General features: G+C 60.6%; 15 protein-coding genes. 1 reads left to right on the top strand and 14 read right to left on the bottom strand.

The genetic code is table 11. The annotated features are described in order from the left end of the window. Nucleotides 1–51: 51 nt before the first annotated feature. From trpE to AAEO81_RS03130, 11 genes are all read right to left on the bottom strand, one after another. Complete coding sequence (gene trpE / locus AAEO81_RS03180) at nucleotides 52–1,533, bottom strand: anthranilate synthase component I (protein WP_341961562.1); 1,482 nt, start codon at nucleotides 1,531–1,533, stop codon at nucleotides 52–54. A gap of 70 nt (nucleotides 1,534–1,603) precedes the next feature. Continuing rightward, nucleotides 1,604–2,422 (bottom strand): phosphoglycolate phosphatase, encoded by an 819-nt coding sequence (locus AAEO81_RS03175; protein WP_341961561.1) that lies wholly within the window; start codon nucleotides 2,420–2,422, stop codon nucleotides 1,604–1,606. Then, entirely contained in the window at nucleotides 2,419–3,093 is a 675-nt protein-coding gene (rpe, locus tag AAEO81_RS03170) for a ribulose-phosphate 3-epimerase (RefSeq protein WP_166595583.1), read from the bottom strand. Before rpe ends, AAEO81_RS03175 begins: the two co-directional genes overlap by 4 nt. 261 nt (nucleotides 3,094–3,354) lie before the next feature. Further along, nucleotides 3,355–4,518, bottom strand: a complete 1,164-nt coding sequence (locus AAEO81_RS03165; protein WP_341961560.1) for an iron-containing alcohol dehydrogenase — start codon at nucleotides 4,516–4,518, stop codon at nucleotides 3,355–3,357. 182 nt (nucleotides 4,519–4,700) lie between these two features. Further along, nucleotides 4,701–6,074 (bottom strand): sigma 54-interacting transcriptional regulator, encoded by a 1,374-nt coding sequence (locus tag AAEO81_RS03160; protein ID WP_341961559.1) that lies wholly within the window; start codon nucleotides 6,072–6,074, stop codon nucleotides 4,701–4,703. A gap of 209 nt (nucleotides 6,075–6,283) precedes the next feature. Beyond that, nucleotides 6,284–7,108 (bottom strand): ABC transporter permease, encoded by an 825-nt coding sequence (locus tag AAEO81_RS03155; protein ID WP_341961558.1) that lies wholly within the window; start codon nucleotides 7,106–7,108, stop codon nucleotides 6,284–6,286. 11 nt (nucleotides 7,109–7,119) lie between these two features. Beyond that, nucleotides 7,120–8,367: an ABC transporter permease gene (locus tag AAEO81_RS03150; RefSeq protein ID WP_341961557.1), complete on the bottom strand. Its 1,248-nt coding sequence runs from the start codon at nucleotides 8,365–8,367 to the stop codon at nucleotides 7,120–7,122. 88 nt (nucleotides 8,368–8,455) lie between these two features. Continuing rightward, entirely contained in the window at nucleotides 8,456–9,487 is a 1,032-nt protein-coding gene (locus AAEO81_RS03145) for an ABC transporter substrate-binding protein (RefSeq protein WP_166595588.1), read from the bottom strand. A 90-nt stretch (nucleotides 9,488–9,577) separates the two neighbouring features. Further along, nucleotides 9,578–10,702, bottom strand: a complete 1,125-nt coding sequence (locus tag AAEO81_RS03140; protein ID WP_166595589.1) for an ABC transporter ATP-binding protein — start codon at nucleotides 10,700–10,702, stop codon at nucleotides 9,578–9,580. A 334-nt stretch (nucleotides 10,703–11,036) separates the two neighbouring features. Next, a complete protein-coding gene (locus AAEO81_RS03135) occupies nucleotides 11,037–11,666 on the bottom strand; it encodes a response regulator transcription factor (protein WP_341961556.1) in 630 nt (209 codons plus the stop codon). Next, nucleotides 11,663–13,678 carry a transporter substrate-binding domain-containing protein gene (locus AAEO81_RS03130; RefSeq protein ID WP_341961555.1) on the bottom strand — a complete coding sequence of 672 codons (2,016 nt, stop codon included), beginning with the start codon at nucleotides 13,676–13,678 and terminating at the stop codon, nucleotides 11,663–11,665. The genes AAEO81_RS03135 and AAEO81_RS03130 overlap by 4 nt, the downstream gene beginning before the upstream one ends. Before the next feature lie 187 nt (nucleotides 13,679–13,865). On the opposite strand from AAEO81_RS03130, the gene AAEO81_RS03125 reads away from it, so the two are divergent. Continuing rightward, nucleotides 13,866–14,852 (top strand): alpha/beta hydrolase family protein, encoded by a 987-nt coding sequence (locus tag AAEO81_RS03125; protein ID WP_341961553.1) that lies wholly within the window; start codon nucleotides 13,866–13,868, stop codon nucleotides 14,850–14,852. A gap of 51 nt (nucleotides 14,853–14,903) precedes the next feature. On the opposite strand, the gene AAEO81_RS03120 is transcribed toward AAEO81_RS03125, so the two are convergent. The 3 genes from AAEO81_RS03120 to AAEO81_RS03110 are packed head-to-tail and all read right to left on the bottom strand — an operon-like array spanning nucleotide 14,904 to nucleotide 17,408. Next, nucleotides 14,904–15,674, bottom strand: coding sequence for a TerB family tellurite resistance protein (locus AAEO81_RS03120; RefSeq protein WP_341961551.1), 771 nt, complete (start codon nucleotides 15,672–15,674; stop codon nucleotides 14,904–14,906). Next, nucleotides 15,675–16,343 carry an N-acetylmuramate alpha-1-phosphate uridylyltransferase MurU gene (murU, locus tag AAEO81_RS03115; RefSeq protein WP_341961549.1) on the bottom strand — a complete coding sequence of 223 codons (669 nt, stop codon included), beginning with the start codon at nucleotides 16,341–16,343 and terminating at the stop codon, nucleotides 15,675–15,677. Between the two features lie 36 nt (nucleotides 16,344–16,379). Next, on the bottom strand, nucleotides 16,380–17,408 hold the full coding sequence (locus tag AAEO81_RS03110; protein WP_341961548.1) for a phosphotransferase: 1,029 nt from the start codon (nucleotides 17,406–17,408) through the stop codon (nucleotides 16,380–16,382). Nucleotides 17,409–17,447 lie beyond the last annotated feature (39 nt).

The raw sequence follows: 17,447 nt of genomic DNA, 5'->3' as shown, positions 1-17,447 counted from the left end.
CCTACAGAAAAACCGTGTCCGCCGCACGATTGAGCGGCGACAGGTCGACGATCACGCCTCGGGCGTCTGTTCCGCCAACGCCACGGCGCGGAACATCGCGCGGCGTTTGTTGAGGGTTTCTTCCCATTCCAGCGCTGGCACCGAGTCAGCCACAATGCCGCCGCCAGCCTGCACGTGCAGCTCACCGTTCTTGATCACCGCCGTGCGGATCGCAATCGCGGTGTCCATGTTGCCGTTCCACGCGAAGTAACCCACCGCCCCGCCGTATACGCCACGTTTGACCGGCTCCAGCTCGTCGATGATTTCCATCGCGCGGATTTTCGGTGCGCCGGACAGGGTGCCCGCAGGCAAAATCGCCCGCAGCGCGTCCATCGCTGTCAGCCCGCTTTTCAGTTGGCCAGTGACGTTGGACACGATGTGCATCACGTTGGAATAACGCTCGATGACCATCTTCTCGGTCAGCTTCACCGAGCCGATTTCCGAAACGCGGCCAGTGTCGTTACGACCCAGGTCGATGAGCATCAAGTGCTCGGCGATTTCCTTGTCGTCGGACAGCAGATCGACTTCCAGCGCGTGGTCCGCCTCTTCGGTCGCACCGCGAGGGCGGGTCCCGGCGATCGGGCGCACGGTGATCAGGTTGTCTTCCACTCGCACGAGCACTTCTGGCGAACTGCCGACGACGTGGAAGTCGCCGAAGTTGAAGAAGTACATGTACGGGGTCGGGTTGAAACTGCGCAGTGCGCGGTACAGATCGATCGGCGCGGCCTTGAAGTCGATGGACATTCGCTGCGACGGCACGACCTGCATGCAGTCGCCCGCCAAGATGTATTCCTTGATGGTGTCGACGGCTTTTTCGTAGTCGCCCTGGGTAAAGCTCGAACGGAAAACCGGGTCTGCGGCTTGCGGACGGGTCAGGTCCAGACCGCGACGTGGCGTGATCGGCTGACGCAGTTTCTCCATCAGCGCTTCCAGACGCGCGAGGCCACCTTCATACGCTTCCGGCTGAGACGGGTCGACCAGCACGATCGCGTGCATTTTGCCTGCGAGGTTGTCGAACACGACGACCGCGTCGGACACCATCAACAGAATGTCCGGCACGCCGATCGGGTCCGGGTTCGGGCTCTTGCCCAGACGCGGCTCGACGTAGCGCACGCAGTCATAACCGAAATACCCTACCAGACCGCCGTTGAAGCGCGGCAGGCCGGGAATGGTCGGCACGTTGTAGCGGGCCTTGAAGGTCTCGACGAACGCCAGCGGGTCTTCGGCTTTCAGGCGCTCGATCTCGACGCCGTCGTGGGTCACGCTGATGGTGTGCTCATGCACGCGCAACACGGTGCGGCACGGCAGGCCGATCATCGAATAACGGCCCCATTTCTCCCCGCCCTGCACCGACTCCAGCAGATAGGAATTCGGCTCATCAGCGAGTTTCAGGTAGATCGACAGCGGGGTGTCGAAGTCGGCAATGGTTTCGAGAGCAAGCGGGATGCGGTTGTAGCCTTCAGCGGCCAAGCGCAGGAATTCTTCGCGGGTCATGATCAGCCTCGTGGTCTGAGGGTAAAACGGTCAGGTGTGCAAACGTGCCGGACGTCCGGCCAGATTCAAGTCAGGCGCGCCAACGCCAGCGGGCCAGGGCCTTCATGACTTTCATCCAGAGATTGCGAGTGACCACCACGATGGATTCTCTAAAGGAGGGAGCTTCAACTGGAGGCAACGTTATCTCAGCCCCCTCATCTAAGCAACCGGGAATCAGTTTGCGCAGATCGTCGATCACCAATGCCGGAGATTCCTCGGCAATTGGCCGACCATGGTTGTAACCGTAGCTCAGCGCCACACACGCAACACCAGCGGCTTTCGCGGCCAGCACGTCGTTGCGCGAGTCGCCCACGAACAGCGATTGCGAGCCGGGCACGCCGGCCATTTTCATCACGAAAAACAGCGCAGCGGGATCGGGCTTTTGCTGGGGCAGCGTGTCACCGCCGACGATCCAGCGAAAGAAGCGGCCCAGCTTCATGTCGTCCAGCAGCGGCGCGACGAAGCGTTCCGGCTTGTTGGTGATGAGCGCCATTTCCACGCCCTGCTTCTGCAACCATTTCAGGGTCTCGCGCACGCCGGGGTAAACGCGGGTCAGCGAATGGTTGTCGCCGTAGGCGTTCATGAAGATCGCCAGCGCTTCTTCGGTGGAGGCTTCGTCCACCGAAGAATGGTCCATGTCGTTGGCCAGGGCCCGTCGCACAAGGACGCGCACCCCATTGCCGATCCAGTCCCGCACACGCTCGATACCGGCTGGCGCGCGCCCGAGCTGGTTGAGGGTCTTGTCCACAGCTGCGGCCAGGTCCGGCACCGAATCAACCAATGTGCCATCCAGATCAAACATGATCAGTTTGGGCAGGCGACCTGGAAACAGCTGCTCGAAGCCGCTCATGCGCGGGCCAACGCCAGTTCTGCACGCATTTTTTCAATGACTTCTTTGTAGTCGGGCGCATTGAAAATGGCGGAACCCGCCACGAACGTGTCAGCGCCAGCCGCGGCGATGTCACGGATGTTGTTGACGTTGACGCCGCCGTCGATTTCCAGACGGATATCGCGACCGGACGCATCGATCAGCGCGCGGGCTTCGCGCAGTTTGTTGAGCGTGCCGGGGATGAATTTCTGGCCACCGAAACCTGGGTTGACGCTCATGAGCAGGATCATGTCGACCTTGTCCATGACGTATTCGAGCAGGTTCAGCGGGGTGGCCGGGTTGAACACCAGGCCCGATTTGCAGCCGCCTTCGCGGATCAGTTGCAAGGAGCGGTCGATGTGCTGGGTCGCTTCCGGGTGGAAGGTGATGTAGGTCGCACCCGCTTCGACGAAGTCGCCGATGATGCGGTCAACCGGGCTGACCATGAGGTGCACGTCAATCGGCGCAGTGATGCCGTACTTGCGCAAGGCCGCGCAGACCATCGGGCCGATGGTCAGGTTAGGGACGTAGTGGTTGTCCATGACGTCGAAGTGGACGATGTCGGCGCCAGCGGCCAGGACATTGTCGACTTCCTGACCCAGACGGGCGAAATCGGCGGAGAGAATCGACGGAGCAATAGCGAAGGGCTGCATGACGCACCTTTTTGAGCGAAATCACGGTGGCGCGCATTGTACTCCAGAGTTTGGAAGGCGGGTTATGTGTCAGATAGGCCGCTTTCGCTGCCGTCGTAACCTCCGGCGTCTCCGACAGGGAGTGTGGCGTGCCGGAGACGTTTGGACTTTCCCACCGATGTCGCAGCTTCCCGGAAGTCATGACCTCCCGTGAACTTTGTAGGATCTTCCGGAGGTTACGACGGTGGCGAAGACGGTGCGTCAGACAGCCAGCATTCTCGATCAGTACGCTGCGCGGTAGATTTTCTCGATATCGGCAGCGGTCAATTTGCGCGGATTATTGCGCATGAGGCGGTCGATCTTGCTCGCCTCTTCGGCCATGGCCGGGATGGCATCTTCCGGCACATTGAAGCTGCGCATGCCCGTCGGAATGTCCACGGCGGCGCACAGGTCGGCCATGGCTTTGACGGCCTGATCGGCGGCATCCTTGTCGCTCAGGTGAGCCACGCGCACGCCCATGGCTTCAGCGATGTCGCGGAAGCGCTCGACGCAGGCCATCTTGTTCCACTCCATCACGTAGGGCAGCAACAAGGCATTGCTGACACCGTGGGCGATGTTGTAACGGCCGCCCAACGGGTAGGCCAGCGCATGCACCGCGCCTACGCCTGCGTTACCGAATGCCATGCCGCCCATCAGGCTCGCGGTGGCCATGTCCTCGCGGGCTTGCAGGTTTGAGGGGTTGGCGTAGGCCTTGGGCAGCGCCTTGGCAATCAGCTTGATGGCACCGAGCGCGATGGCATCGGTGATCGGCGAAGCGTTGACCGACAGGTAGGATTCGACCGCGTGTACCAGCGCATCGACACCGCTCGCGGCGGTCACGCTGCGCGGGCAGGTCAGGGTCATGACCGGACTGACCAGGGCGACGTCCGGCAGCAGGTAATCGCTGACGATGCCTTTTTTGAGTTGCGCTTCTTTATCGGAAAAAATCGCGACGTTGGTCACTTCCGAACCGGTCCCCGCAGTGGTCGGAATCGCAATCAGCGCAGGGCCTTTGCGTTTCACCAGATCGACGCCGAACAGCTCGGCCAGCGGCCCTTCGTGACCGGCAAACGCAGCGACCCCTTTGGCAATATCGATGGCGCTGCCGCCACCCAGACCGATCAGACCGTCGTGCCCACCTTCGCGATAAGCGCGGGTGCAGTCCTCGACGATTGAGATTTCCGGCTCGGGTTTCACCTGATCGAAGATGCCGTAACGACGGCCACCCAATTGCGCCAGCGCGAGGTCAACGGTGCCGGACTTCACCAGAATGGCGTCAGTGACGATCAGAGGATGGGTGACGTTGAGGCGGGTCAGTTCAGCGGAAAGCTGCTCAATGGCGCCTTGGCCAGTGATCAGTTTGTTGGCAATTTTAAAGGCGCTGATGGTGGAGGCAGAGAGACTCATCGGGGCTCGTCCTGTACGTAGTTTTATTGGAAGACGTGCAGAATGAGATAGCGAAAGCTGTGCCAAACCTCGCAAAGCCTTTGGGTATAAGGGCATGCGTGACAGGAAGGTCGGTAGAAGGGAGTTTGACCGCTCAGTTTTGATCAGCTTTATGATCGAATTGAGGCGGTCTGATTGAAATTCTAATCAGACCGCTCCCAACGTTTCATCTTCTGCACCACCGTGGCTTGGCTCACGCCCAGCGCCTTGGCGGCGAGCCGCGTGGTCTTGTGCACCTGCAACGCCGCGCGGATCGCCGAGCGTTCGGCGTTCTCTAGCACCTTGCGCAGCGGCAAGCGGCTGTCGTCAGTGTTTTTCGGGTCGAGGTTGAGAATTTCTTCTGGCAGGTCCAGTGCCTCGATGGTGCCGCTCTGGTTCGTGACCACCATCCGCTCAACGATGTTGATCAGCTCACGAATGTTGCCGGGCCAGGGGTACTCGCACATGAGGTCGAGCGCTTCAAGGCTCCACTGTATTTGCCGCTCATAACGCGCATTAAAGCTGTCGAGGTAGTAATGCAGGAGCGGCGGGATTTCTTCGCTGCGCTCGCGTAAAGCCGGAATGCTGATGGGGACCACGTTGAGTCGGTAGAACAGGTCGGCGCGAAACGTCCCTTCCGCCACCAACTGTTTGAGGTCGTGATGAGTCGCACTGATGATGCGCACGTCCACTTCTTTCAGCTCCAGCCCACCCACGGGGATAAAGCGGTTTTCTTCGATGATCTTGAGCAGCTTGACCTGCACGGGGAGCGGCAGGTCGCCAATTTCGTCGAGAAACAGCGTGCCGTGGTGCGCCAGTTCCAGCAGGCCGCGCTTGCCTTTCGGCCCCGCCCCAGTGAATGCGCCGGGGGCATATCCAAAGAGTTCGGCTTCGATCAGGTTCTCGGGCAACGCGCCACAGTTGAGGGCCAGAAAAGGCTCGCTGGCGCGGGGGCTGGCGTTATGAATGAACTGCGCCACAAGGGTCTTGCCGACGCCGGTTTCACCTTGCAGCAGCACCTTCACCGAACTGCCCGCCACTTGCCGGGCGAGCGCGAACACCCGGCCGGACACTTCCTGATCGGCCATCAATGGCGAGTGCAGCAGGTTGTCCCGTTGACCGGCATGGAGTTTGGCGGTGCTGTTGCGCAGCTGCTTGAGTTGCTGAAGCTCGTCGCGCTCGTGCTTCATGCGCAGCAGTTCGGTCATGTCGCGAACGGTACTGACGACATAGGAAATCCGGTGATCGGCATCGAGAATCGGCGTCGCGCTGACGAGAAGCTGCTTGCCTTGGCTCAGGCTCTGCATCACCGACACCGGGCGACCTTCCTGCAAAACGCGCAATGAGGCTGATTGGGAGATGACACCGTCCTTGACCAGTTCCTGCATCGAACGGCCTACCAGCTCTGCGCCGCTGAGGCCGGTCAAGCGTTCATAGGCGCGATTGACCTTGAGCGTCTTGCCGTCGCCATCGGTGATGTAGACGCCGTCGTGCAGAGCATTGAGCAGTTCTTCGAAACTGGCGTCGTTGACGTTCACCGAGGAGCTCCATGACGGGGTGAGGAGCGGTGAAGTTTAAACGCTGCGCGGAAGATAGGTGAGGCGACATAGGCATTGAGAAACGCGTCTTACCTGTGGGAGTCGGCTTGCTGACGAATGCGAAGTGTCAGTCAAGCCATCTGGCACAGGCACGCTGCTTTCGCCAGCAAGCCGGCTCCCCCAGGGGAAAGCATTTCAACTCAGACCGATCATTCCACCGCCGTACGCAATTTCTCACTGCGCCCACGCAACCATTCCAGCACCAGCAACAGGATCACCGAGAAACCAATCAGCAGCGTCGCGGCAGCCGCAATGGTTGGGCTGAGGTTTTCGCGGATGCCGCTGAACATCTGGCGCGGCAAGGTCGCTTGCTCAGGACCTGCCAGGAACAGCGTCACGACCACTTCATCGAACGAGGTCGCGAAGGCGAACAACGCCCCGGAAATCACGCCCGGCGCAATCAGCGGCAATGTCACGCGGCGAAACGCTGTGACCGGTGAAGCACCCAGGCTGGCGGCAGCACGCACCAAGTTGTAGTTAAAGCCTTGCAGCGTGGCCGACACGGTGATGATCACGAACGGCACACCCAACACCGCGTGCACCAAAATCAGCGAGGTGTAGCTGTTGCCCAGGCCCAAGGGCGCGAAGAACAGGTAGCTCGCGACACCGACGATCACCACCGGCACCACCATCGGCGAGATGACCAGCGCCATCACCAGCGACTTGCCGGGGAAGTTACTCCGGGTCAGGCCAATCGCCGCCAGCGTGCCGAAGCCCATGGCCAGCAGCGTTGCGGCCGGGGCGACGATCATGCTGTTCTTCAGCGAGCGCATCCACTCTGCGGAGTTGAAGAAATCCTGATACCAGTGCAGCGAGAAGCCTTGCAGCGGGTAGACCAGAAAGCTGCCGGAGTTGAACGACAACGGCACGATGACCAGCACCGGCAGCACCAGGAACAGCAGAATCAGACCGCACATAATGCGCAGGGTGTAAAACCAGACCCGTTCTGCGGGCGAGGAATACGGGCTCAACATGGTCATTCTCCTCAGCTCAGGCGCAGACGGCTGGCGCCGACCAGCCAGCTATAAATCAGGTACAGCACGACAGTCGCCAGCAACAGCAAGCCGCCCAGCGCGGTCGCCATGCCCCAGTTGATGCTGGTGTTGGTGTAGAACGCCACGAAGTAGCTGACCATCTGATCGTTCGGGCTGCCCAGCAGCGCGGGGGTGATGTAGTAGCCGATGGCGAGGATGAATACCAACAGGCAGCCCGCGCCGACACCGGCGTAGGTTTGCGGGAAGTACACCCGCCAGAAGCTGGCGAACGGGTTGCAGCCCAGGGAAATCGCCGCACGCATGTAGGTCGGCGAGATGCCTTTCATGACGCTGTAGATCGGCAGGATCATGAACGGCAGCATGATATGAACCATCGAGATGTACACGCCGACGCGGTTGAAGACCAGCTCCAGCGGCTTGTCGATGATGCCCATTGCCATCAGCGCGCCATTGATCAGACCACTCGATTGCAGCAGCACGATCCACGCGGCGACACGCACCAGAATCGAGGTCCAGAACGGCAGCAGCACCAGAATCATCAGCAGGTTGCTTTGGCGGGCAGGCAGGTTGGCCAGCAGGTACGCCAACGGATACGCGAGCAACAGGCAGATCACGGTGATCACCAGGCCCATCCAGAACGTGCGGGCGAAGATGTCGAGGTAGATCGCTTGATCGGGGGTCGCCGGCGCCACTTCACCGAGGTCATCGATGCGGTGGTCAACGGCCGCCAACAGGTAATAGGGGGTGAAGCTTGAGGTGTTGCGACGGATCGCCTGCCAGTACGCTGGGTCTCCCCAACGCTCATCGACGGCTTCGAGCGCTTCTTTATAGGAAGCAGGCTCTTCCTTGAACGGAACGGCGCGTGCAGTTTTCGCGAGCAGGCTGCGGTAACCGGCGAGTTCCTGGTTCAGGCGCTTGGACAGGTCGCCCAGGGTCTGATTTTTGCGTGCGTCGGCCAGGTCTTGGCTGAGCGCCTTGTACACCGATTCCGAGGGCAGGCCTTTGCCGTCCCACTTCGCGACTTCGGTGACAGTGAGCGGCATGCCGCCGACCACTTCAGGGTTGTTCACGCTCTTGTAGAGCAGCGCCGCAATTGGCACGAGAAACACGAGCAGCAGGAAAATCACCAATGGCGCGATCAGTGCCTGAGCCTTCCAGCGGTTGACGCGCTCGGCACGGGCCAGGCGTTGCTTCAAGGTCGGGCTGGCGCCTTCAGTCAGGGGCACGGCGGTGGCCATAGTGAACTCCAAAATCTTTCAACGATGGGTGCGTTTTCTTCCCGCAAGGGGAAAGAAAACGCACCTGGTTTAACGTGACGCGTGACGCTTACTTGGCAGCCCAAGAGTTGAAGCGCTGTTCCAGGTTCTCGCCATAGTCAGCCCAGAATTTCACGTCGATCTGCACCTGATCCTTGATGTTTTCAGGAGTGGTCGGCATGTTTTTCAGGGTGTCGGCGCTCAGCAGCGAAACCGCTTGAGTGTTGGCCGGACCGTAGGCGATGTTCTCGGAGTAGGTCTTTTGCTGCTCTGGCTTGAGGGTGTAAGCAAGGAATTTCTTCGCTTCTTCAGCGTTTTTGGCGCCCTTCGGAATGGCCCATGCGTCGAAGTCATACACGCCGCCCGTCCAGACCACTTTCAGGTTGCTTTCCTTCTGCACGGCCGCGATACGACCGTTGTAGGCCGAGCTCATCACGACGTCGCCAGACTGGAGATACTGCGGCGGCTGAGCACCCGCTTCCCACCACTGGATGCTTGGCTTGAGCTTGTCGAGCATCTTGAAGGCGCGGTCCTGGCCATCTTTGGTGGCCAGCACTTTGTAGACGTCTTTCGGCGCGACGCCGTCAGCCATCAGTGCGAATTCAAGGGTGTATTTGGCGCCTTTACGCAGGCCACGCTTGCCCGGGAATTTTTCGGTGTTCCAGAAATCGGTCCAACCGGTCGGCGCGGTTTTCAGCTTGTCGGCGTTGTAGGCCAGCACGGTCGACCACACGAAGAAGCCCACGCCGCAGGTCTGAATGGCGCCCGGCACGTAGTCTTCTTTCTTGCCCAGAATGGCGGGGTCGATTTCTTCGAACATGTCTTCGTCGCAGCCACGGGACAGTTCCGGGGATTCCACTTCCACCAGATCCCAGGTCACGCTCTTGGTGTCGACCATGGCTTTCACCTTGGCCATCTCACCGTTGTACTCGCCCGCAATGATCTTGCCGCTGCCGGTCTTTTCCCACGGCGCGTAGAAGGCCTTTTCCTGAGCCGCCTTGTTCGCGCCACCGAAGGAAATGACGGTCAGGTCCGCCGCCATGGCTTGCGCCGCGCACATCATGCCGACCGATAAGGCGGTGAGCTTCAATGTCTTTAGCATTTATTTTTCTCTCCACGAACAAATGTTGGTTAAGCGATGGGGCGATCGATTCGCCTCTGGGTGCCTCGATTTACGCGTACCGCGGGTGAATCAATGCGCGTCCTGCAACGGGTCCAGCGCGCGCGCGTGCTCGACCTGCCATCCAATGGGCACAACGTCGCCAACGCTCATGGCCGGGTCCAGCTCGGCAATAGGCTGTTTGACGAAGAAATCGGTTTTGCCTGCCACTTCCAGACGCACACGCACGTGGTCGCCCAGATAGATAAATTCAGCGACGCGGCCGGAGAAACGGTTCACACAACTTTCGCTGCGCCCATTCAGGTTCACGCGTTCAGGGCGGATCGACAGGGTGACCGGGCTGCCTGCCGGGCCAACGTTGATCGCCAGCGCCTCTACCTTCTCGCCCCGGGAAAGGGCCACCAGGCAACGGTCGCCGGTCTGGCTGAGCAAGGTGCCGTTGATGCGATTGTTCTCGCCGATGAAGTTGGCGACGAAGGTGTTCTTCGGCTCTTCATAGAGAGAGCGCGGCGGAGCGATCTGCTGGATTTCGCCTTGGTGGAAGACGGCGACGCGGTCCGACATGGTCAGCGCTTCGCCCTGGTCGTGGGTCACGTAGACCACGGTTACGCCCAGGCGCTGGTGGAGGTGTTTGATCTCCATCTGCATGTGTTCGCGCAGCTGCTTGTCGAGCGCGCCCAGCGGTTCGTCCATCAGTACCAGTTGCGGCTCGAACACCAGTGCGCGGGCCAGTGCCACACGTTGCTGCTGACCACCGGACATTTGCGCCGGATACCGATGAGACAGCGCGCCGAGCTGCACCATGTCCAGCGCCTTCTTGACCTTCTCGGCGACGTCGGTCTTGCTCATGCCACGCACCGACAGCGGGAACGCGAGGTTCTCGGCCACCGTCATGTGCGGGAACAGCGCGTAGTTCTGAAACACCATGCCGATGTCGCGTTTGTGCGGCGGCACGTTATTGATCGAACGACCGGCCAGCAGAATCTCGCCCGCCGTCGGCGTTTCGAAACCGGCGAGCATCATCAGGCTGGTGGTCTTGCCGGAACCGGACGGCCCGAGCAGGGTGAGGAACTCGCCTTTGCGAATGTCCAGGTTGAGGTCTTTGACGATCAGGGCTTCGCCGTCGTAGCTCTTTTGCACACCACGAAAGCTGACCAGAACATCACTTGCCCCAGCGCTTGAATCGACGTTGCTCATTACCCACACCTTTGTTTAATCAACCGTGGGGACAAGCCTAGATGAGGCTACAGACCACGCAAATCGGGGCGCAGGAGAGATTGAGCTAGGCGGGATGGAAGGTTGGTTGTAGGGATTGCCCTACACGGATGGCGGGGATAGGTATGTGTCGTTGAGGGCACTTTCCGCGGGTTTTGTCAGCTGGATGACATCGCGGGATAGGACACCGGACCTGTGGGACCGAATTCATTCGGGAAGGCGGACGTTCAGACGCTGCTTCTGCGCCGTCCGGACCGCCGTCTCGCGAATGAATTCGCTCCTACCGATCGATCCGGTGCCGGCCCACAGGTCGTTTTCAGACCAGCTTATGCTCCATCGCATATTTCACCAGCTCGGCCAGCGACGTGATATTGAGCTTCTGCATCAACCTCGCTTTGTGGGTGCTGATGGTCTTGCTGCTCAGCGCCAGTTGGTGGGCGATGTCGTTGACGTTGGCGCCTTGGGCCAGGCGTTCGAACACCGAAAACTCGCGTTCAGAGAGCAGCGAGTGCAGAGGACGGCTGTCGGTCAGCCCCACCTCGAACACCATTCGGTCGGCCAGGTCCGGGTCGATGTAACGCCCACCCGACGCCACCCGTCGGATCGCCGTCAGCAGCAGCGCCGGGTCGCTGTCCTTGGTCGCGTATCCCGCCGCGCCGATCTTCAACGCACGAGCCGCCATTTGCGCTTCGTCGTGCATCGACAGCACCAGAATCGCTGGCGGATTGTTCAGCGCGCGAATCCTCGGAATCGCTTCCAGACCGTTAACCCCCGGCATCGAAATGTCGAGCAGCACGACTTCACACTCGATGTGGCGCAGGGCCTCCAGCAACTGTTCGCCATTACTGGCCTCCCCCGCCACTTGCAGGTCCTTGGCCAGACCAATCAACTGCTTGATGCCCTCGCGGACAATGGTGTGGTCCTCGGCAACCAATACACGAATCACTGCACTTGCTCCTGCGCAACCTGTTCCAGCGGAATGTGGATACGCAAGGTTGTGCCTTCTCCCAACGTGCTGTCCAGATGCAATCGTCCGCCCATGATCAGCACCCGCTCGCGCATGCCCACCAGCCCGAACGACGCCGGGCGTTCCTCAAGCTGATCGAAACCCTTGCCATCGTCGGCAATCGTCATGCACAACACGCCATCGCTCAGGCTCAGATTCAGCTCGACCGTGTGCGCTTCGGCATGGCGCATGACGTTGGTCAGCGACTCCTGAAGAATCCGGAACAGGCCAATCGCCGTGGCATCAGGCAGCGTCGGCAGGTTGTCCGGCACTTCGACCAGACACGGAATCTGCGTGCGTGCTTCGAACCGTCGTGCCTGCCATTCAATGGCCGACGCAATACCCGCATCGAGGATCGGAGGCCGCAGCGCGGTGGCCACGTCACGCACCAATTGGAAGAGCTGAGCGATCAGACGCTTCATGCTGTTCAATCGGTCGCGCAGGCCCGGATCGAGATAGGCGTAGGCCAATTCGCACATCGACGTTTCCAGTTTCAGCACGGTCAACATCTGACCCAGCTCGTCGTGCACCTCCCTCGCGATGCGAGCCTTTTCCTCCTCTCTCACCGTTTCCAGATGCGCCGACAGCTCGCGCAACTGCTCAGCCAGCACCTGCAATCGCGACTCGCTTTCCTGCAAAGCGGCAAGGGAACGGCGACGCTCGGTGACGTCGGTGATGAACACCACGAGGTATTCGGCGTCGCGAAAACGCAGAAAACTCAGGGACACGTCAGCGGGCAGGATGCTGCCGTCGGCGCGCACGCAATTGCTTTCGAAGTTCTGCGGGCCTTCGTCGCTGGAGCGTGCGTTTTTCCAGAGATTCAGCCAACGGTCCATGTTCAGTCCCGGCTCGAAGTCGATCAACGGACGGTCAACCACTCCGCCTCGCGCGTAACCCAACATGGCTTCGGCCGCCTGATTGGCGTATCGCACGTGGCTGTCCCAGTTCACCCAGAGAATGCCGACGGTGCTTTGGTCGATGGAAAACTGCGCCAGGCGCAAGGCCTCCTCGCTGGCCAGACGCTTGGTGATGTCTTCTCGGGCGGCGAGCAAATCCCGCTCAAGCAACTGCTGTTGTTTGCGCTGCCACATCACGATGGCCGCGCTGGCCAGCAACAGGACCAACAGCAACAGCGCGATGTTTTTCCACAGGCCGGGAGACTGGCTGACTTGCGGGTATTTGGGCTGCAGCCATTGGGCGTGTAGCTGGTCCAGGTCTTTGGGCGCGATCACATTCAGCGCCTTGCTGATGATGTCCGCCAATTCCGGTGCATCTCGCCGTGACGCCACGCGCAGCAATTGGGGGTAACCGATGTCGCCTACCACAGCCAACCCGGCGAACTCACTTTCCCGCGACAGGCGACTCAGCTGCGCTTCATCGACCACCGCGTAACGCGCCTGCTGACTGAGCAACAGTTGCAGGGCTTGGCGTTCGAGCGGCACGCCCTGGACGTTGAGGTGGGTGTAGTTGGCCCGCAGATAATCGGACGTGGCGCTGGGCATGCGCACAGCTACGCGGACGTTGCTGTCGAGCTTCTCCAAATCCACGGCACCGGAGCCATCGCGCTCACCGACCACCAGTTGCGGAACGCGCATGTACGGGTCGGAATACAGCCACATGCGCAGCCCGGCGGGCGTCTGCGTAAGGCCCGGCGCGAAGTCGATCTCGCCCTTGCTCAAGGCTTTTTCAAGCTCGGCCTGATCGGAAAAGTTGCGCCACAGCAGCTCGACTTGTAGGGTCCTGGCCATGAGATTGACCAGATCGACGTTGGCGCCGGACAAGACTTGGGCGCGTCGGTCGAATTGCGCGTAGGGCGCCTGCAACACAAGACCGACGCGTAATTGTCCACGCTGATTGAGCCAGTCGCGCTGATCGCGGGTCAGGGTGTCCGGCGGCGCAGTGGGAACCCCGGCCAGCACGCTCGATGACAGCACGCCGAGCAGCAAACACATCAAGAGTGCCCTCGGACCGCCGATAACCCAAAGGCACTGCATGCGGATTCTCAACCTGTCATCTCCACGTCCCTGAATCCTCGATCAATCGTGTGCGCCGCTCTGATCTCAGGCGCTATACCCGGCCTGACAAACCGTCATCAACCCATTAGGCTGCTGGAATTGTTTCCGGCCTTTGGAATATCCGATGCCCTACACCCTTCGCGCAATGTTTCCCGCGATTTGCCTGACGCTGATATTACCTTGCTATCCAATGGCAATGGCGGCGGACCCCGCTCCCGCAAAAGACGCCAAACCCGCTGAAGCCCCAGTCGAGCGCGCCTTGCTTCCCTCCCGAAGCCAAGAAGACACGCTGGCGTTGGAACGCCAGGTGCCCAAGGCTGAGCAGCAGCAATTGCAGGCCGGAGACCAAAACTTCTTGGCCTTGTGGAAACCCGCCAACGCAGACGAAGCCAAGGGCGCGGTGGTGATCGTGCCGGGTGCCGACGAGTCAGCCGACTGGCCTGACGCGGTCGGCCCGCTGCGCCGCAAGCTGCCAGATGTGGGCTGGTCCAGCCTGAGCCTGAGTTTGCCCGATGCCTACAACGACGGCGTCTTCGCACGCACGGCCGATACGCCGACAACAGGTGACAAGCCCGCTGCGGACAAAGACAAGGCAAAAGACGCACCCGCCAAGCCCGCTGATCCTGCCGCCAGCGCCGAAGCCGAGGCCGCCGCTGCCGCCGAACAAGCGGCGGCTCAGGCAGAAATCGCCAAAGCCAATGCCGAGAAAATCTTCGCCCGTATCGACAGTGCCATCGCGTTCGCGCAACAAAACAAAGCGCACAGCATCGTGCTCCTGGGTCACGGCACCGGGGCCTACTGGGCAGCTCGATACATGAGTGAACGCCCTTCGCCTGCGATTCAAAAGCTGGTGATGATCACCGCCGTCGACACCGGAACCGACACGCCTTCATTGCTGGAAGTGTTGCCGACCCTCAAAGTCGCCACCGCAGACTTTGTCAGCAAGGACCGACCCGTACCCCGGCAACAGGCTCAAGACCGGCTCAACGCCAGCAAGCGCGTGAAAAACGCGCGCTTCGCTCAGGTGACGCTGAACGCTATTCCGGGCAACGCGCCGATGGAACAGGAACAACTGTTTCGTCGAGTTCGTGGGTGGCTGGAGGGGCAGTGATCCAAAGCGCCGAGCGGCGGTCACGAACGACGTCTGATTCTGCCCGGCGAATCATCGAAACCCGCGCCTCTCCCGCACCACCGCGTAGGCGTGGTGCAGGTCCCGGGTTTTTTCGGTGGCGTCGCGCACCTGCACCGGACTGGCGCCCGACCCTGCCACCTTGTCCGGATGATGCCGACTCAACAGACGACGGTACGCCCGCTTGATCTGTGCAGGCTCCGCATCCGACCGCACGCCCAGCAAGCGTAAGGCCTCCTGATATTCACCGCCGCTGCTGGCCGGCGAACGGCTGCGCTGTTCATCTTCGGTCGCTGACAACGCCTCGACTTTCTCTGCCGTCCAGCCCAGCCATTTGCCCCACGACACGATCAGCTCGCGCTCACCCCTCGACGCCCTGCCATCGGCCCAGGCCATGCGCCAGCATGCACGCAGCAAACCCTCGGCCGCATGAGGCTGGTTTTTCAGCCGCATCAGGTGCACGCGCAGATTGTCGCGGCCATCCTTGCCCCGGTTGAACGCCGCAATCGCACGACGCGTGGCAGGTTCGCTCAAGTCCAGACGACGCATCTCCACGCGGGCTTGCTGAATATGGCCGTCGACCACACGGCCATCTGTTTTGGCGACACGACCCAGCAGGATGAAAATCAGCTCGTCATCCCGTGGCACCTTGCGACCAGCGAGGCGTTCGCGCAGCTCCGCAAGGCTTTGGACATGCAGCCGTCGATCCAGCGCCTGCCCCAACAAAGCGCCGAGCATCGCACCCGGAATGCTGGCAATTGCGTACCCGGCGCCGCCTCCGATCAGTGTGAAAGGCCAGAGCATCTAGGGTTTCACCGCGACAATCTGTTCGACTTCCGCCAGCCGTTCATGGGTTCCGACATCCACCCATCGCCCGGTGAAATGTTCGCCAGTCACCTGCCCTTTCGCCATCGCGTCGCGCAGCAGCGGCGCCAGCTTGAACGCTCCGTCGCTACACCCCGCAAACAGCTTCGGGTGCAGCACCGCAATACCGCTGTAGGTCAAGCGCGCAGGCGCGGACTCGTCCCGCACCTCGCCGCCCACCAACGCAAAATCGCCAGAGGGGTGATGCAGTGGATTGTCCACCAACACCAAATGGGCCAATCCGTGAATGGGCGCTTTCAGCGCCGTAAAATCGCAATCGGTCCAGATGTCGCCGTTGACCACCAGAAACGGCTCGTCACCCAACAATGGCAACGCGCGAAAAATCCCGCCGCCGGTTTCCAGCGGCTCGCCTTCAGGGGAGTAACGAATGCGCAGCCCAAATTGATGACCGTCACCCAGATGGTCTTCGATTTGTTGCCCCAGCCAAGCGTGGTTGATCACCACCTCGCTGAAACCCGCAGCTCTCAGGGCACGCAGGTGGTATTCGATCAGCGGAACACCGCCGGCACGCACCAGTGGCTTGGGCGTGTGCAGGGTCAACGGCCGCAACCGCTCACCTTTGCCGGCCGCCAGAATCATCGCTTTCATGCGTCCCTCTTCAAAACAGTCTTCACATCCATTCCTTCACACGGCCGTTTCGGGTTTCGGCTGACGCAGACTGGTCAGCAGATTACTCAGCTCAACGAGTTCAGGCCGACGCGACAGCACTGCTTCTATATAAGAGAAGAAACGCGGCACATCGGCGAGGTAACGCGGCTTGCCATCACGGTGGCAAATGCGCGCAAAAATACCGATCACCTTCAAGTGACGCTGCACACCCATCAAATCACTGGCGCGCCGAAACTCTTTGAAATCATCCTGCACGGGAATGCCCAAGCCAGCGGCTTTCTCCCAGTAGGCCTTTAACCAGCCCGCCACGCGTTCTTCCGGCCAGCTCAGGAACGCGTCCTTGAACAGGCAGGTGATGTCGTAGGTCACCGGGCCATACACAGCATCCTGAAAATCCAGCACGCCGGGGTTCGGCTCGCTGAGCATCAGGTTACGGGGCATGTAATCGCGATGGACCAACACTTTGGGCTGCGCCAACGCACTGTCGATCAGCAACTCGCTGACCCGCTGCCAACTGGCCTGCTGGGCCTCATCGAACGTCACCCCGAGATGCCGCTTCACGTACCACTCAGGAAACAGCTCAAGCTCACGGCGCAACAGTGCGACGTCATAGCTGGGCAATGGCGCATCCATCGGCAACTGCTGATACGCCAGCAACGCCTCGATGGCATCGGCGAACAATTGATCGGCGTTGTGCTCATCGATCACGTCGAGATACGTTTTTTGGCCCAAGTCGTTGAGTAGCAGAAAGCCTTGATTCAGGTCTTCGGCATAAATTTTCGGAACATTAATCCCTGATTCGCTCAATAAATGAGCGATGTCGACGAAGGGTTTGCAGTTTTCCTGGGGGGGTGGCGCGTCCATGACAATAAAAGTGCGCCCCTCACCTTCCCAACGGAAATAGCGTCGGAAACTCGCGTCACTGCTGGCCGCAGTCAACGTGGCCGGGGGTATGGCGCCCCAGCCTTGGGCCGCGAACAACGTTGGCAGTTGCTCATCGAGCCAAACTTTCAGGTGTTGCAGGCGTACATCTTGATCTGGCATTGCAAGGGTCTCCGACGGCGCTAGCCGTCAAGCGGGTCA

Source organism: Pseudomonas sp. RC10 (assembly GCF_038397775.1).
In the GTDB taxonomy this organism is placed as follows: domain Bacteria; phylum Pseudomonadota; class Gammaproteobacteria; order Pseudomonadales; family Pseudomonadaceae; genus Aquipseudomonas; species Aquipseudomonas bambusae.
This window is presented reverse-complemented; position numbering and strand designations above follow the sequence as displayed.

Excerpts from the sequence above, each read along its gene's own strand:
- trpE (WP_341961562.1), bottom strand. The coding sequence starts at position 1,533 with ATGACCCGCGAAGAATTCCTGCGCTTGGCCGCTGAAGGCTACAACCGC.
- AAEO81_RS03175 (WP_341961561.1), bottom strand. The coding sequence starts at position 2,422 with ATGAGCGGCTTCGAGCAGCTGTTTCCAGGTCGCCTGCCCAAACTGATC.
- rpe (WP_166595583.1), bottom strand. The coding sequence starts at position 3,093 with ATGCAGCCCTTCGCTATTGCTCCGTCGATTCTCTCCGCCGATTTCGCC.
- AAEO81_RS03165 (WP_341961560.1), bottom strand. The coding sequence starts at position 4,518 with ATGAGTCTCTCTGCCTCCACCATCAGCGCCTTTAAAATTGCCAACAAA.
- AAEO81_RS03155 (WP_341961558.1), bottom strand. The coding sequence starts at position 7,108 with ATGTTGAGCCCGTATTCCTCGCCCGCAGAACGGGTCTGGTTTTACACC.
- AAEO81_RS03150 (WP_341961557.1), bottom strand. The coding sequence starts at position 8,367 with ATGGCCACCGCCGTGCCCCTGACTGAAGGCGCCAGCCCGACCTTGAAG.
- AAEO81_RS03145 (WP_166595588.1), bottom strand. The coding sequence starts at position 9,487 with ATGCTAAAGACATTGAAGCTCACCGCCTTATCGGTCGGCATGATGTGC.
- AAEO81_RS03140 (WP_166595589.1), bottom strand. The coding sequence starts at position 10,702 with ATGAGCAACGTCGATTCAAGCGCTGGGGCAAGTGATGTTCTGGTCAGC.
- AAEO81_RS03130 (WP_341961555.1), bottom strand. The coding sequence starts at position 13,678 with ATGTGTTTGCTGCTCGGCGTGCTGTCATCGAGCGTGCTGGCCGGGGTT.
- AAEO81_RS03125 (WP_341961553.1), top strand. The coding sequence starts at position 13,866 with ATGCCCTACACCCTTCGCGCAATGTTTCCCGCGATTTGCCTGACGCTG.
- AAEO81_RS03120 (WP_341961551.1), bottom strand. The coding sequence starts at position 15,674 with ATGCTCTGGCCTTTCACACTGATCGGAGGCGGCGCCGGGTACGCAATT.
- murU (WP_341961549.1), bottom strand. The coding sequence starts at position 16,343 with ATGAAAGCGATGATTCTGGCGGCCGGCAAAGGTGAGCGGTTGCGGCCG.
- AAEO81_RS03110 (WP_341961548.1), bottom strand. The coding sequence starts at position 17,408 with ATGCCAGATCAAGATGTACGCCTGCAACACCTGAAAGTTTGGCTCGAT.